The organism is Erwinia sp. SLM-02 (genome assembly GCF_037450285.1).
Classification (GTDB): domain Bacteria; phylum Pseudomonadota; class Gammaproteobacteria; order Enterobacterales; family Enterobacteriaceae; genus Erwinia.
This window is the reverse complement of the sequence record NZ_JAQISN010000002.1, coordinates 423,980-438,473: the sequence shown is the minus strand read 5'-3', so window position 1 is coordinate 438,473 and position 14,494 is coordinate 423,980. Positions and strand designations below refer to the sequence as shown.

Here is a 14,494-nt window from a genome sequence, read left to right as displayed (position 1 = left end):
GTAAGGGCCAGGCTTGCCTGGCCCTTTTTACTTTTTTCTGATTCCATGGAAGCTTATGAGATCGCACCGCATATCGTTACAGGACATCGCCACGCTGGCTGGCGTAACCCGGATGACGGTAAGCCGCTATCTGCGCACGCCAGAGCGCGTTGCGCCGGAAACCCGGGCGAAAATCGCCCGGATCATCGAAGAGATTAACTACATTCCCAACCGCGCGCCGGAGATGCTGCTCAATGCCAGGAGCTATACGCTGGGCGTGCTGATCCCCTCGTTTAAAAACCAGATATTCGCCGACCTGCTCAGCGGCATTGAAGCCGCCACCAAAGAGGGGCGCTATCAGACGTTAATCGCCAACTATAACTACGATAAGCAGGCGGAAGAGGAGCAGATTATTAACCTGCTCTCCTACAATATCGACGGCATTCTGCTCAGCGAGAAGGACCATACGCTGCGGGCGGTGAAGTATCTGCGCTCGGCGAAAATCCCGATTGTGGAGGTGATGGATACCCAGGGTGCCTGCCTCGATATGCAGGTTGGCTTTAACAACTACAGCGCGGGCTACGACATGACGCGAACGCTGCTCGATCAGGGCCGAACGCGCATTATCTACTTTGGATCGCAGGATGACCGGCGCGATGAGTTTCGCTATCGCGGCTACTGCCAGGCAATGAGCGAGCGGGGCGGCGAGGGGCGGCGAATCAACCCGAAAGCCATCTCCTCGCAGAAGCTGGGCGCGGCAATGCTCACCACCGCGCTGGAACAGTATCCCGATCTGGATGCGGTGTTCTGCACCAACGATGACCTGGCGCTGGGCGCGCTGCTCTTCTGCCAGCGGCAGGGGATTGCGGTGCCGGGCCACATTGCCATTGCCGGTTTCCACGGGCTGGATATCAGCCGGGAAATGTACCCGACGATGGCCAGCGTGATCACCCCGCGCTATGCGATCGGCTACACCGCCGCGGAGCTGCTGCTGAAAAAAATCAGCGATGAAAGCTTTACCGCCGACTCGGTGGACCTCAGCTATCAAATTTTTATGGGCGAAACCATCTGAGCGTCGGTTCTGACAACGGCGAAAACTGCGTTATGCTTTGGTGTTACCCGCGCGATAAAGGCAGTGTGAATGAGCGATATCCCCCAGCCGGTTTTTGACGGCCATAACGACGTGCTGCTGCACCTGTGGCTGCATCATCCTGAACGCCCGGCCGAAGCCTTTCTTCAGCAGCGCCTTGGCGGCCATCTCGACCTGAACCGCATGCGGCAGGGCGGTTTTGCCGGGGGCTTGTTTGCCGTGTTTGTACCGCCTGCGGATTACGTGGCGAAATTCTTCAAGCGTGATGCGGAGCAGGAAGCGCTGCGCCACAATCCGCTGGCGATCACCGAACAGCAGATCGCTATCCTCCAGCAGATTGCAGAGCGGTCGGCGGGGCAGGCGCGCGTCTGCCGCAGCGTCAGCGATATCGAGCAGTGCATGGCGCAGGGCGTGCTGGCAATGGTGCTGCATATTGAGGGTGCCGAAGGGCTGGATGAGGATCTGAGCCAGCTGGAAGGCTGGGCCGCTGCCGGGCTGCGCAGCATCGGGCCGTTCTGGAACATCCCTAACCGTTTCGGCTTCGGCATTAACGGCACTTTTCCCGGCTCACCGGATACCGGTGAGGGGATGACCGAGGCCGGAAAGCGGCTGATCCGCGCCTGTAACCAGCACCGGCTGATGATCGATCTGTCGCACATGAATGAGAAAACCTTCTGGCAGACCGCTGAACTCAGCGACGCGCCGCTGGTCGCCAGCCACTCTAACGTCCATGCGCTGTGCCCGCAGCCGCGTAACCTGACCGACGATCAGCTGGCGGCGATTAAAGAAAGCGACGGGCTGGTTGGGCTGAACTTCGGCACCTCGTTCCTGCGCAGCGACGGAAAGCGCGACGGCAACACCCCGCTCAGCGTGATGGTGCAGCACCTGGATTACCTGCTGGAGAAGCTGGGAGAGGACCGAGTGGCGTTCGGCTCTGACTTTGACGGCATCAACGTGCCGGATGAGATCGGCGACGTGACGGGCCTGCCACGACTGCTGAACGCACTCAGGGCAGCGGGCTATAATGAAGAGCTGATAAACAAGCTGTGTTATGCGAACTGGCTGCGGGTTTTACGACAAACCTGGCAGAAATAAATCGTGGTTTTTGAACCAAATAGTTCAATGTTGAGTTATCCACAAAGAATTAAGGGTTGATATCGATTTATCATAGGCGCAACATTTGCGCCGCCAAGTTCTTGTAATTTGACAACATGCCTTTCACCTGGCGCGTCCGGTGGAGGGAGTTTTTAGCGCTTTTTAGAGGATATGAGTATGTGGACTAAACCTACTTTCATCGATATGCGTCTGGGCTTAGAAGTGACTCTGTACATTTCTAACCGTTAATATTTCTGCCCGCCGGGTTATCCCGGTTGCAGATAATGCCTGCTGTGTTCCGCGGGCATTTTTTCCCTTTTTCCCGGTTTACCCATGAAAATCAAAGTGCTTGGCTCTGCGGCGGGCGGTGGATTCCCGCAGTGGAACTGTAACTGCCGCAACTGCCAGGGCGTGCGCGACGGCAGCATCCCTGCCACGCGGCGTACCCAATCTTCAATCGCGGTCAGCGATAACGGCACCGACTGGGTGCTGTGCAATGCCTCGCCGGATATCTGCCATCAGATTGCCGCCAATCCCGAATTAAACAAACATGGCGTACTGCGCGGCACGGCGATCGGCTCAATTATCCTGACCGACAGCCAGATCGATCACTGCACCGGCCTGCTGAACCTGCGCGAGGGCTGCCCGCACCAGGTGTGGTGCACGCCGGAAGTACACGCGGATCTGACCTCCGGTTTTCCGATCTTTACCATGCTTGCCCACTGGAACGGTGGCCTGGTGCATCACGCCATCCAGCCCGCAGAGCCGTTTTCGGTCGCGGTCTGCCCGGCACTGCGCTTTACCGCCATCCCCATTCTCAGCAATGCACCGCCGTACTCGCCGTATCGCGGGCGGCCTTTGCCCGGCCATAACATCGCGCTGATGATTGAGAATACGGTCACCGGCAGCAAGCTGCTGTATGCGCCGGGGCTGGGCGAGCCGGATGCCGGACTGCTGGATCTGATGAAGGAGGCCGACTGCCTGCTGATCGACGGCACGCTGTGGCAGGACAACGAACTGGCCAACACCGGCGTGGGGCGCAATACCGGGCGCGATATGGGCCATCTGGCGCTGGGCGAAGAGCAGGGGCTGATGGCGTTGCTCAGCAATCTGCCTGCCCGCCGCAAGATCCTGATCCATATTAACAACACCAATCCGATCCTCGATGAATCCTCGGCGGAGCGCCATGCGCTGACGCAGCGCGGCATTGAGGTCAGCTTTGACGGAATGAGTATCGACCTATGAGCCAGCCAGCACTGATGACCCCCGAGCAGTTTGAACAGGCGCTGCGCGCACGCGGCGACTATTACCATATTCATCACCCGTACCATATCGCCATGCACAACGGCGAGGCGACGCGCGAGCAGATCCAGGGCTGGGTGGCGAACCGCTTTTACTACCAGACCAATATCCCGCTGAAAGACGCGGCGATTATGGCCAACTGCCCGGACGCGCAGACCCGCCGCAAATGGGTGCAGCGTATTCTGGACCACGACGGTTACGGTGACAGCGACGGCGGCATCGAAGCCTGGCTGCGGCTGGGTGAAGCGGTCGGGCTGGATCGCGATGTGCTGCTCTCCGAACGGATGGTGCTGCCGGGCGTGCGCTTTGCCGTCGATGCCTACGTCAACTTTGCCCGCCGTGCGGTGTGGCAGGAAGCCGCCTGTAGCTCGCTGACCGAGCTGTTTGCGCCACAGATCCACCAGTCGCGCCTCGACAGCTGGCCGCAGCACTACACCTGGATTGAGGAAGAGGGCTACGGCTACTTCCGTGGTCGTCTGAGCCAGGCGCGTCGTGACGTTGAGCACGGCCTTGAGCTGGCGCTGGAATACTGCAACACCGTGGAAAAACAGCAGCGCATGCTGGAGATCCTGCAGTTCAAACTGGATATTCTGTGGACCATGCTGGACGCCATGACCATGGCCTACGCCCTGGATCGTCCGCCGTATCATACCGTTACCGACCAGCCCGTCTGGCATAAAGGAAAACTGCTGTGAGCAACCCGCAAACTATTCCGATGTTCCGCCGCGGCTACCGCCTGCAGTGGGAAGAAGTGCAGAACTGCCATGTGATCCTTTACCCGGAAGGCATGGCCAAGCTGAACGACAGCGCCACGGCGATCCTTGAGCTGGTGGACGGTAAGCGCACGCTGGCCGACATCATTCAGGCACTAAACGATCGCTTCCCGGAAGCGGGCGGCGTAGATAACGATGTACAGGATTTCTTCGCCCAGGCGAGGGAACAGAAGTGGATAATATTACGTGACCCAGCCTGAAAATAAGGTCAACCCGCCGCTGTGGCTGCTGGCCGAACTGACCTACCGCTGCCCGCTGCAGTGCCCCTACTGCTCGAACCCGCTGGACTTTGCCCAGCAGGAGAAAGAGCTGACCACCGAGCAGTGGATTGAGGTCTTTAAACAGGCCCGCGCCATGGGCGCGGTGCAGATCGGTTTCTCCGGCGGCGAGCCGCTGGTGCGCAAAGATCTTCCGGAGCTGATCCGTGCGGCGCGTGATTTAGGTTTCTACACCAACCTGATCACCTCGGGGATTGGCCTGACGCAGAAAAAGATCGATTCCTTCGCGGAAGCGGGCCTCGACCATATTCAGATCAGCTTCCAGGCCAGCGACGAGACGCTGAACGCCGCGCTGGCCGGATCGAAGAAGGCCTTCCAGCAGAAGCTGGAGATGGCGCGCGCGGTGAAGGCGCACTGCTACCCGATGGTGCTGAACTTCGTGCTGCATCGCCATAATATCGACCAGATCGACCGCATTATCGAACTGTGCATCGAGCTGGAAGCGGATGACGTGGAGCTGGCGACCTGTCAGTTCTACGGCTGGGCGCAGCTGAACCGTGAAGGGCTGTTGCCGACCCGCGATCAGATTGAACGCGCCGAAGCGGTGGTTGCCCGCTATCGCGAGAAGATGTCCGCCAGCGATAATCTGACCAACCTGCTGTTCGTCACCCCGGATTACTACGAAGAACGTCCGAAAGGCTGTATGGGCGGCTGGGGCGCGATCTTCCTGAGCGTGACGCCGGAAGGCACCGCGCTGCCGTGCCACAGTGCGCGCCAGCTGCCGGTACAGTTCCCGTCCGTGCTGGAGCAGAGCCTGCAGGATATCTGGTTTAACTCCTTCGGCTTTAACCGCTATCGCGGCTTCGACTGGATGCCGGAACCCTGCCGATCCTGCTCGGAGAAAGAGAAGGACTTCGGCGGCTGCCGCTGCCAGGCGTTTATGCTGACCGGCAACGCGGACAATGCCGATCCGGTGTGCAGCAAGTCTGAGCATCATCATAAAATCCTCGCCGCCCGCGAACAGGCCGACTGCACCACGATGCGCGTTGACCAGCTGCAGTTCCGCAACCGCGCCAACTCCGAGCGGGTTAATTCCCAGCTGATTTTCAAAGTCTGACCGATGACGGTTCACCCGCGCCAGCTCAGCAATGGTCTTCAGGTCCGCATTATTACGGACTCGCAGGCCCGCTGCGCCTCGGCGCTGGTTCAGGTTGGCGTTGGCAGCCTGCACGAGCCCGCTGCCTGGCCCGGGCTGGCCCATCTGCTGGAGCACGTGCTGTTTGCCGGTAGCGCCGCTTTTCAGGATGACGAGCGCCTGATGATGTGGATGCAGGCGCAGGGCGGGCGGCTGAATGCCACCACCCTGGCTGACAGCACGGCCTTCTTCTTTGAGTGCCCGCCTGCGCTGCTGGCGAACGGGCTTTCGCGGCTGACCGATATGCTGGTGGCCCCGCTGCTGGCGGAAAGCGCCATCCGCCAGGAAACGGCGGCGATTGATGCGGAGTATCGTCTGCTGAGCGGCCATCAGGACACGCTGGCGGACGCGGCGCTGAGCGCGGCATTTGCTGCCCATCCGTGGCAGCGGTTCCATGTCGGGGACGAGGTGCATTTCGGCACGGACCCGGTGGCGCTGCGCGAGGCGCTGCGGCACTTTCACCGGCGGGCTTATCACGGCGCGAATACCACGCTGTGGCTCCATGGCCCGCAGTCTGCTGATGAGCTGTGGCGGCTGGCGGAACGGGCCGGGCTGCGTTTTGCGGATGAAGCTCTGGCGGAGATATCATCGGAACAGACTGCGGCATCATCGCCATCTCCGGCTCCGCTGCCGCATACTGCATCACGACCTGTTCCGCTGCCAGCGACCTCGTTACCCGCGCTATCTTCACAGCCCGTTCAGACCGATTCGCCGCCGATGCCGCGGAGCCAGACGGTGCCATCAACGACCGCTTTACCCGCGCAAATTTCAAACGTTCGCATTCCGCTGCTGGAACTGACAGTGCAGCGGGACTATGTCTTGCAGCGCCCGGACGGCGAACGGCTGCGGCTCTCCTTCCTGCTGAGTGGGGACTTCAGCGAGGAGCTGACCCTGCTGCGCCAGCTGCTGTGCGATGAGGCCGAAGGCAGCCTGATGGCCGCGCTGCGGGCCGAAGGGCTGTGCGACGAACTGCGCGTGCTGCGGCCCTACATCAGCGCGGAGCAGCAGGTGCTGAGCATTGAGCTGACGCTGGTCGAACCGCAGCACGCGGCAGTGGCGGAAGGGCTGTTGCATCACTGGCTGCGGCGGCTGGCGGGGCTGAGCGACGGGCAGCTCCAGCACTATGCGGCGCTGGCGGTGCGGGAGTTTAACCGGCTGCCGGTGATGGACCGGCTACGCGAGCGGGCGTTTGGCTTTGCGCCGCCGGAAGCGTGGCCGCTGCGCTGGCAGCCGCTTCTGGCGCAGCTGGTAGCGGAAAATCTGACCCGGCTGCGCAGCGGCGAGCAGGGAACTGAGTCACGAGGTCCAGGCGATAAACAAATCACCGGGCAGGGATTCAGCCTGCCTCTGGCGGCGCGTCGGTTCGATAAGCCAGCACTGCCCGCTGTTATGCCCGTGCTGAATTTCTTCCCGCACCCGCAGCCGCTAATCGCTGCTGAAAGCCCTGCCGCTGCGCTGCCGCTGCCGCATCACGATCCCGATGGCGGGCAGGCGGTGCTGCTGCTCAGCCCGGCGGCAGCGGTGCCGCTGCCCTGGGGACAGATTATGCAGGCCGCGCTGCGGGCGCTGGCCGGGAGCTGCGCCCACGGCGGCGGTGAGCTGACGATAAAGTGTTATCAGGGGCTGTGGCTGATCCAGCTGAGCGGCTCTCCCGAGCTGATGACGGGGACGCTTTCCTCGCTGACGGCGCGGCTGGCCGCGTTGCCCGCCGCAGCGATTGCGCAGGGTGAGCGGGAATATCAGCGGCAGCAGCGCGCACAGCAGGGCGATATTGCCGCGCGTGCGTTGATTGCCGCCCTGCCGTCGCTGTGGCAGAACGACAGCCGTTCGCTGCCCGCATCGCCGCTGCCCGCCATGCCCTGGCAGGCGAGCCTGTATGGCGGCAGTCGCGATCTGCATCAGCACATCGGCATGCAGCTTTCGCGCTTCCCCGGCGCGGTTAATCCGCCGGCTGAGGCACCGCGCACGCTGCCTCTACCGCAGCGGGAATATACCGTTGCCACCGACAGCCGGGATGCCGCCGTCGTGCTGTTCTGCCCGATAACCGCGATGACCCCGCAGGCCGTGGCCGCGTGGCGATGCCTGGCGCTGATCTTCCAGCCCGCGTTTTTCCAGCAGCTCAGAGTGGAGCAGAATATCGGTTACGTGGTCAGCTGCCGGTTATGGCAGGTGGCCGGGCAGTCGGGGATTCTGTTCTGTCTGCAGTCGCCAGCGCTCGGACATGATGAGCTGTGGCAGGCGATTGAGGCATTTTTACAGCGGATGGCGACATCACTTTCAACCATTACGGCGGAGCAGCTGGCGGAACATCGTCGGGTTCTGCTGGATTCACTCAATCCCCATACTGACGATCCGCTGACGGCCAGCCGCGAGCGGTGGCTGCAGCAGCAGGATCCGGCCCCTGCGCTGACGGCGGAGGCGGTAGAGCAGCTCTCGCTGGCCGATCTGCAGTATCACCATCAGCAGCTTTTGCAGCAGCGTCAGCACGGCTGGCGGGTGAGCAACCGGAAAAACGCCACCGTCTGAACCCCGACGTCACCCGCGAGACCCTTCCTGTAATCATCATTGCTAGCACTGATGCTAATTTTTTGCAGGCAAACGCTAAAAATTAGTAATAAGAATGATAGTAATATTGATATTCATTATCAAAAAGAATAATGTCTCATTTTCGCCGCGCCGTGGCTTTTCTGGGGAGTCTTCGCGAAGAAGACTGGCACAACGTTATATCAATGATGATGAAAACAAAATTAGCCGCTAGCGTGCTGCTGCTCTCTCTTGCCTCATTAGTGACCGCCTGCCAGCAGCCTAAAACGGCTTCGCCGCAGGCGGCGTCTGTTTCTGAGTTTGCGTCAGCCTCAACGATTAAGGCGCTGGATACCTCGCGTACACTGACGCCGCAGGCGCTGCTGGATGCGCTCAGCACGGCGCAAATGGTGATCGTTGGCGAAGAGCACAGCGACGCGCGGCATCACCAGGCCGAACAGTGGTTGATTGAGCAGCTGGCAAAGAAGCGCCCGCAGGGCAGCGTGCTGATGGAGATGATCAATAACGACCAGCAGGCTGCGGTCAGCGAGCTGCAGAAAGGACTGAAATCCGATCCGTATATTCGCGAGCAGCGCATTCAGGAGCTGCTGCAGTGGCGCACCGGCTGGCCGTGGCCGCTTTATCGCGGCGTGGTGATGTCCGCGCTGCACGGTCAGGCTCCGCTGCTGGCCGCTAACCTCAGCCGTTCGCAGGTTGAGGCATTCTATGCCGATCCGCAGTTCCCGGCCGGTGAGCACGCGTCTCAGCCCGAAGTCCGTAATACGCTGGCTTCGGTGATTATGGCCATGCACGGCGGAAAAATGGCGCCGGAGCAGCTGAAATCGATGCTGTCGGTTCAGCAGAATCGCGACCGCTTTATGGCGCAGCAGCTGATGAATGCGTCGCGCCCGGCGCTGCTGATTGCCGGTGGCTACCACGCGGCGAAAAGTCTTGGCGTGCCGCTGCATTTGCAGGATCTCAACGCACCGCGCCCGCAGGTGCTGATTCTGGCGGCCAGCGGCACCGAAGTAACGCCCGATCAGGCTGACTATGTCTGGTATATCCCGGCGTCGGGTCAGTAATGAGTACGATGTTCCACAGCGAAGCCCGGCAGGTTCCGCAGCCGTGGGGGCGGGGAACGCTGCTCAGCATGGCGGCACACGGCATTATTGCCCTGCTGGCGATCGTCACCTTCGAAAAGCAGCACGTCACCGTTAACTCTCCCCCTGCGGTGATGCTGGAGTTTGCGCCGGAAGTTCAAACCGAAAAGGTGCCGCTGGATATGCCGATTGGTGTTAACCAGCAGCGACGGGTTGAGGCCTCCCGCGCGCAGGTGACCCCGGAGAAGACGGAAACGCATCGCGCGGTGACCGCCGATGACGGCGAACTGGCGCTGAAAAAACCGAAAACACCGCTACCGAAGCCGGTGAAAAAGCAGAACGTGCATAAAGAAAATCGGCTGAACCAGCAGGCGGTAGAGGGTAACGCTACCCTGAACAGCCGGGCTGCGCCGCTGCCTTCCCAGAAGCCGGCGGCCAGAACCGCTGCGCCGGTGGAGAGTAATTCCGAACAGATGGACCGGGTGCGGCTGAGCTGGGAGGGGCTGGCTATGGGCATACTCAACCGGGTGAAGCAGTTCCCGACCGAGGCACGCCGCCGCGAGCGGGAAGGGGTGGCAACGGTGACCTTTACCGTCAGCGCCGGTGGCGAGATTAGCGGCAGCAGGCTGGACCGCTCTTCCGGCACCATTGCCCTCGACCGCGAGGCGCTGGCAATGCTGGAGCGCGCCAGTCCGCTGCCGCCGCCGCCCGCCGAACTGCTGGTGGCAGGAAGGTATACGGTAACCATGCCGATAAGTTTTTCCTTAAAAAATAAAAACTGATTGAGAGTCTGTTAAAAAATGAATCGCCTTTGGGGTCTGGCGATCGGCGTCCTGTCGATCGCACACGTAGCTATTGCCGAAAATCAGCCGGCTGCGCCGGTTGCACAAAGCAAACCGTTTACCGATGTGACGCACGACGACAGTCGCCAGGATAATTACCACTGGCTGCGCGACACCACGCGAAAAAATAAAGCGGTGCTGGATTACCTCAACGCTGAAAACCAGTACACCGCCGCAATCGGCAAAGCGTGGCAGCCGCTGACCCGCCAGCTCTACAAAGAGATGAGCGCACGGCAGGCGCAGGATAACTACTCCCAGCCCTGGCAGAACCACGGTTACACCTATCAGAGCCGTTTCCCTGAGGGAGCCGATTACCCGCTGCTGATGCGTAAGCAGGGCGACGGCGAGTGGCAGCCGGTGGTAGACGCGAACCAGCGCAGCCAGGGACATGCGTATTACGCCATCTCTCGCTATGCCGTCAGCGAAGATAACCGCTATCTCGCTATCGCCGAAGACACGCGCGGCGAGGGGCAGAACCAAATTGCGATTCTGGATATGCAGCAGCAGCGCTGGCTGCCTGATACCCTTGCAGAGACCTCCGGCGATATGGTCTTCAGCCGCGACGGCAGCGCGATTTTTTACGTGCTGAACCACCCTCAGACGCTGACGCCGTATCGGGTGATGCAGCATATGCTCGGCTCCGGTGCGCCGGATCGTCAGGTCTACCAGGAAGACGATGACAGTCTCTACACCGGTATTTCACGTTCGTCTTCCGGCGAATATCTGATTATCACCCTGAGCGGCAACGACACGTCGGAAGCCCGGGTGCTGTCGCTTAGCGTTCCGCAGGCCGAACCGAAGACCATCCGCGCCAGAGTGAAAGGGCAGGAGTATTACGTTGACCACAACAAGGGCCAGTTCTACGCGCGCAGTAACATCTGGGATAAGAACTTTGGCCTTTACGCTTTCGGCTACCCTGAGGAGAAATGGCATACCGTTGTGGCACCCCAGCCGGACCGCGAACTGGAGAACTTCTTCCTCTTCGACCGCTGGCTGGTAATTGCCCGGCGCAGCGACGGGCAGACCCATTTTGCCAGACTGACCCTGGCCGACGGGCAGTGGCATGATCTGACCTTCCCCGATAACAGCTATATGGCGCGCCCCGGCAGCAACGGCGATGCGGCAGCCACCACTTTCAACTACCTCTACTCCTCGCTGGATAAGCCGCTGGGCTATTACCAGTGGGATCTCAACGACGGCCAGCAGCGGCTGGTCCATCAGAAACAGGTGCCGGGCGTTGATTTAAGCCTGTACCGCAGCGAGTTTGTTAACCTGCCCGCGCGCGACGGCGAATCGATCCCGGTGTCGCTGGTTTATCGCAAGGATCTGTTCCGTAAAGGGGAAAATCCGCTGCTGACCTACGGCTACGGTGCCTACGGCATCAGTCTGGATGCGGCCTTCAGTGCGCCGCGCGTCAGCCTGTTGGATCGCGGGTTTGTCTTCGCACTGGTTCACGTGCGCGGCGGCGGCGAGAAGGGAGTTAACTGGTATCTCAACGGTAAAAAAGAGCATAAGCCGAACAGCTTCAATGACTTTATCGACGCCTCCCGTGGGCTGGTTAAGCAGGGCTACGGCAGCCCCGAGCGGCTTTACGGCATGGGCGGCAGCGCCGGAGGCCTGCTGCTGGCCGCAGCGGTAAACCAGGCGCCGGATCTGTTTAAGGCGGTGGTGCTGCAGGTGCCGTTTGTCGACGTGCTGAACAGCATGCTGGACAAGACGCTGCCGCTCACTCAGCAGGAATATGAGGAGTGGGGTAATCCTAACGATCCGCTCGCTTACCGGCAGATCAAGGCCTGGAGCCCTTACGATAACCTCAGCCCTCGCGCCTATCCGAATATGCTGGTGACCAGCGGGCTGTACGACTCGCGCGTTCCCTACTGGGAAGCCGCCAAATACGTCGCGCGCCTGCGCACCGTTAATCGCCATCCTGCCTCAAAAATCCTGCTGACCACCAATATGCAGGCGGGCCACGGCGGCCACGCAGGGCGCTACTCCCGCCTTGAAGACTCCGCGCAGGCATTCAGTTTCTTGATTCACCTTGATAACAAAAATAGCCAGACACCAGGAGCACCGCGTTGAAATATTACTCTTTTGCTAACCTCGCGTTAGCCAGTTGCCTTGTTATACCTGCCGTTGCCACCGCCGAAGGGGAAAAGGGAAGCACCGTCTTCTCCACGCTCAGCGTGTCGGACAGCAATCATAAAAAGCAGGCCGATGATGTGGGGTCATCGGCCGAAACCTTCTCCACCCCCGGCGCGGTCAGCTCGCGGTCGGCCGATAAAAAGCTGCAAAGCCTGGACAATACCCTGCGCGGTATTCCCGGCACCTTCACCCAGCTTGATCCGCTGCAGAGCGGGGTGAGCGTTAACATTCGTGGGATGAGCGGGCTGGGGCGCGTTAACACCATGGTTGATGGCGTGACGCAGACCTTTTACGGCATGGCACCGACCAACTATCACGGCGGCAGCAACAGTGCCGCCTCCGTGCTGATCGACCCTAACTTTATTGCCGGGATTGATATCACTCGCGGCAACAGCGCCGGTTCGCAGGGGGTTAACGCCCTGATGGGCAGCGCCGGCATCCGCACTATCGGCGTGGACGATGTGGTGCAGGAAGGCCGTCAGGTGGGCGTGCTGAGCCGCTTCTCAGTGGGCGATAACGGTATGGGCCGCAGCGGCATGGTGTCGGTAGCCGGCAAGACTGAAGAGTTCGGTAACGGCGGCCAGCTCGGCGCGCTGGTGGGGATGAGTGGCACCACCACCTATGCCACCTATAAAAACGGCGCGGGGGAGAGCAGCAGAGACTTTATCGGTGACGACACCGACTTTATGAAGCAGAACCCACAGTCGCAGCTGTACAAGCTGGATTTCAGCCCGGACCGCTACAACAAGTTTGAGTTTAACGGGCGCAACTACAGCAACACCTTCACCCGCCGTGATATCACCAGCGACGACTACTCGCTGCGCTATAAGTTTAATCCGCTCTCCGAGCTGGTGGGTGTGAACCTGTTGCTCAGCAGCAGCCGTTCCAACCAGAACTTCGTACCGAATGCGTTTTCTAATTTCCGCAGCTCTTCCAGCACCAATAAGTCCAACGCGGTAGATTTAAGTAACACCAGCCGCTTCTCGCTGGATGATTATGATTTCACCTTCCTGCTGGGCAGCAAGGTGATGAAAACCGATTACACCCGCCAGTTTAAGCAGTGGAATGACACCGATCGCAATGCGTTTGCCCCGGCCGGTAAACAGAAGATCGAGTCGCTCTATACCGGACTGACGATCAACAAAGACATCTACCAGCTCGATCTGAACCTGAACTACACCCGCAGCAAGGTTAATGGCCGCAAGCCTGCCTGCGCCGATAATGAAAAATGCTTCCCGCAGGGCGAGTCGGAGCTGGATCTTGACGATAAAGCCTTCAACCCGTCGGTCATGCTCTCTGCTCAGGTCACGCCGTGGCTGCAGCCGTTTGTCAGTTACAGCCACTCGTCCCGCGCGCCAAACGTGCAGGAAGTGTTCTTTGCTAACGAGGGCGGCGCGTCAATGAACCCGTTCCTCAAGCCGGAAAAAGCGGAGACCTGGCAGCTGGGGACCAACGTGAATCTGGAAGGGCTGGTGGTGGAGAAAGATAAGCTGATGCTGAAGGCGCTGGTTTATCAGACCCGCACCAAAGACTACATCACCAGCGAAACGTTCTTCCTGTGCTACGACGGTTCGCTGTGCAAGGATATTGATAATTCAGAGGCCGGTTTTAACGCCAACGTCTACGTTAATTCACTCTCGCCGGTGCAGTCGCGGGGCTACGAGCTGGAGGCGAACTATGATGCGGGCCTCGCCTATCTGAATCTGTCCTACAGCGAGCAGTACACCAACCAGCCGACCTCGATTGCCAGTACCTCAAATCTGTTTGCTTACGACGATCTGGCCGATCTGCCGCGCCGCTATATTACCGCCGATCTGGGGGTGCGCCTGCTGGATGAGAAGCTGACTATCGGTAGCCTGATTAAATATACCGGCAGGTCGAAGCGCCTCGATCCTGACTGGTGGAATTCAGAAGATGCTACCGTAGTGACTAAGCACAGCATGCCGAAGATCCCAACGATTATCGATCTCTACAGCAGCTATCAGGTAACCGATAATTTGCAGCTGCGCCTGACGGTGCAGAACGTGCAGAACAGGGATTATGCGGAAGCACTGAACCGCATGAACCAGGATTTGAGCACGGCGGCCGAGGGCGTGTCGGTGAATACGACTGCGCGTGGTCGTACATGGGTGTTCGGTGGGGAGTTCCGTTTCTGACGGGTTAGGCGTTAGCTTCTTCGCGGGTAGTCCGGTGTTCGGAGGCCAGCCTCTGCGGCTGCCGGATGGTCCTCGCGTC

At 60.1% G+C, this 14,494-nt stretch carries 12 protein-coding genes; all 12 read left to right on the top strand.

All coding sequences use genetic code 11. From position 1 onward, the window contains the following. Positions 1-55 precede the first annotated feature (55 nt). The 12 genes from idnR to PGH32_RS15145 all read left to right on the top strand — a co-directional run bounded on the left by idnR (position 56) and on the right by PGH32_RS15145 (position 14,415). A complete protein-coding gene (gene idnR / locus PGH32_RS15200) occupies positions 56-1,051 on the top strand; it encodes a DNA-binding transcriptional regulator IdnR (protein WP_337894461.1) in 996 nt (331 codons plus the stop codon). A 69-nt stretch (positions 1,052-1,120) separates the two neighbouring features. Further along, positions 1,121-2,164: a dipeptidase gene (locus PGH32_RS15195; protein ID WP_337894460.1), complete on the top strand. Its 1,044-nt coding sequence runs from the start codon at positions 1,121-1,123 to the stop codon at positions 2,162-2,164. Between the two features lie 177 nt (positions 2,165-2,341). Further along, a complete protein-coding gene (gene pqqA, locus PGH32_RS15190) occupies positions 2,342-2,413 on the top strand; it encodes a pyrroloquinoline quinone precursor peptide PqqA (protein ID WP_072166356.1) in 72 nt (23 codons plus the stop codon). Positions 2,414-2,497: 84 nt separating this feature from the next. Further along, positions 2,498-3,409, top strand: coding sequence for a pyrroloquinoline quinone biosynthesis protein PqqB (gene pqqB, locus PGH32_RS15185; protein ID WP_337894459.1), 912 nt, complete (start codon positions 2,498-2,500; stop codon positions 3,407-3,409). Continuing rightward, positions 3,406-4,161, top strand: coding sequence for a pyrroloquinoline-quinone synthase PqqC (gene pqqC / locus PGH32_RS15180; protein ID WP_314417811.1), 756 nt, complete (start codon positions 3,406-3,408; stop codon positions 4,159-4,161). Before pqqB ends, pqqC begins: the two co-directional genes overlap by 4 nt. Next, positions 4,158-4,439, top strand: a complete 282-nt coding sequence (pqqD, locus tag PGH32_RS15175; protein ID WP_314417813.1) for a pyrroloquinoline quinone biosynthesis peptide chaperone PqqD — start codon at positions 4,158-4,160, stop codon at positions 4,437-4,439. The genes pqqC and pqqD overlap by 4 nt, the downstream gene beginning before the upstream one ends. Then, positions 4,426-5,574 (top strand): pyrroloquinoline quinone biosynthesis protein PqqE, encoded by a 1,149-nt coding sequence (pqqE, locus tag PGH32_RS15170; RefSeq protein ID WP_337894458.1) that lies wholly within the window; start codon positions 4,426-4,428, stop codon positions 5,572-5,574. Before pqqD ends, pqqE begins: the two co-directional genes overlap by 14 nt. 3 nt (positions 5,575-5,577) lie before the next feature. Next, positions 5,578-8,178, top strand: coding sequence for an insulinase family protein (locus PGH32_RS15165; protein WP_337894457.1), 2,601 nt, complete (start codon positions 5,578-5,580; stop codon positions 8,176-8,178). Positions 8,179-8,381: 203 nt separating this feature from the next. Then, complete coding sequence (locus PGH32_RS15160; RefSeq protein WP_337894456.1) at positions 8,382-9,257, top strand: ChaN family lipoprotein; 876 nt, start codon at positions 8,382-8,384, stop codon at positions 9,255-9,257. Continuing rightward, positions 9,257-10,057: an energy transducer TonB family protein gene (locus tag PGH32_RS15155; RefSeq protein WP_337894455.1), complete on the top strand. Its 801-nt coding sequence runs from the start codon at positions 9,257-9,259 to the stop codon at positions 10,055-10,057. The genes PGH32_RS15160 and PGH32_RS15155 overlap by 1 nt, the downstream gene beginning before the upstream one ends. 18 nt (positions 10,058-10,075) lie before the next feature. Further along, on the top strand, positions 10,076-12,196 hold the full coding sequence (locus tag PGH32_RS15150; protein ID WP_337894454.1) for a S9 family peptidase: 2,121 nt from the start codon (positions 10,076-10,078) through the stop codon (positions 12,194-12,196). Beyond that, the gene (locus PGH32_RS15145; RefSeq protein ID WP_337894453.1) at positions 12,193-14,415 is read left to right on the top strand and encodes a TonB-dependent receptor domain-containing protein; all 2,223 of its coding nucleotides are present in this window, start codon (positions 12,193-12,195) and stop codon (positions 14,413-14,415) included. The genes PGH32_RS15150 and PGH32_RS15145 overlap by 4 nt, the downstream gene beginning before the upstream one ends. Positions 14,416-14,494: the final 79 nt, after the last annotated feature.

Excerpts from the sequence above, each read along its gene's own strand:
- idnR (WP_337894461.1), top strand. The coding sequence starts at position 56 with ATGAGATCGCACCGCATATCGTTACAGGACATCGCCACGCTGGCTGGC.
- PGH32_RS15195 (WP_337894460.1), top strand. The coding sequence starts at position 1,121 with ATGAGCGATATCCCCCAGCCGGTTTTTGACGGCCATAACGACGTGCTG.
- pqqB (WP_337894459.1), top strand. The coding sequence starts at position 2,498 with ATGAAAATCAAAGTGCTTGGCTCTGCGGCGGGCGGTGGATTCCCGCAG.
- pqqC (WP_314417811.1), top strand. The coding sequence starts at position 3,406 with ATGAGCCAGCCAGCACTGATGACCCCCGAGCAGTTTGAACAGGCGCTG.
- PGH32_RS15165 (WP_337894457.1), top strand. The coding sequence starts at position 5,578 with ATGACGGTTCACCCGCGCCAGCTCAGCAATGGTCTTCAGGTCCGCATT.
- PGH32_RS15160 (WP_337894456.1), top strand. The coding sequence starts at position 8,382 with ATGATGATGAAAACAAAATTAGCCGCTAGCGTGCTGCTGCTCTCTCTT.
- PGH32_RS15155 (WP_337894455.1), top strand. The coding sequence starts at position 9,257 with ATGAGTACGATGTTCCACAGCGAAGCCCGGCAGGTTCCGCAGCCGTGG.
- PGH32_RS15150 (WP_337894454.1), top strand. The coding sequence starts at position 10,076 with ATGAATCGCCTTTGGGGTCTGGCGATCGGCGTCCTGTCGATCGCACAC.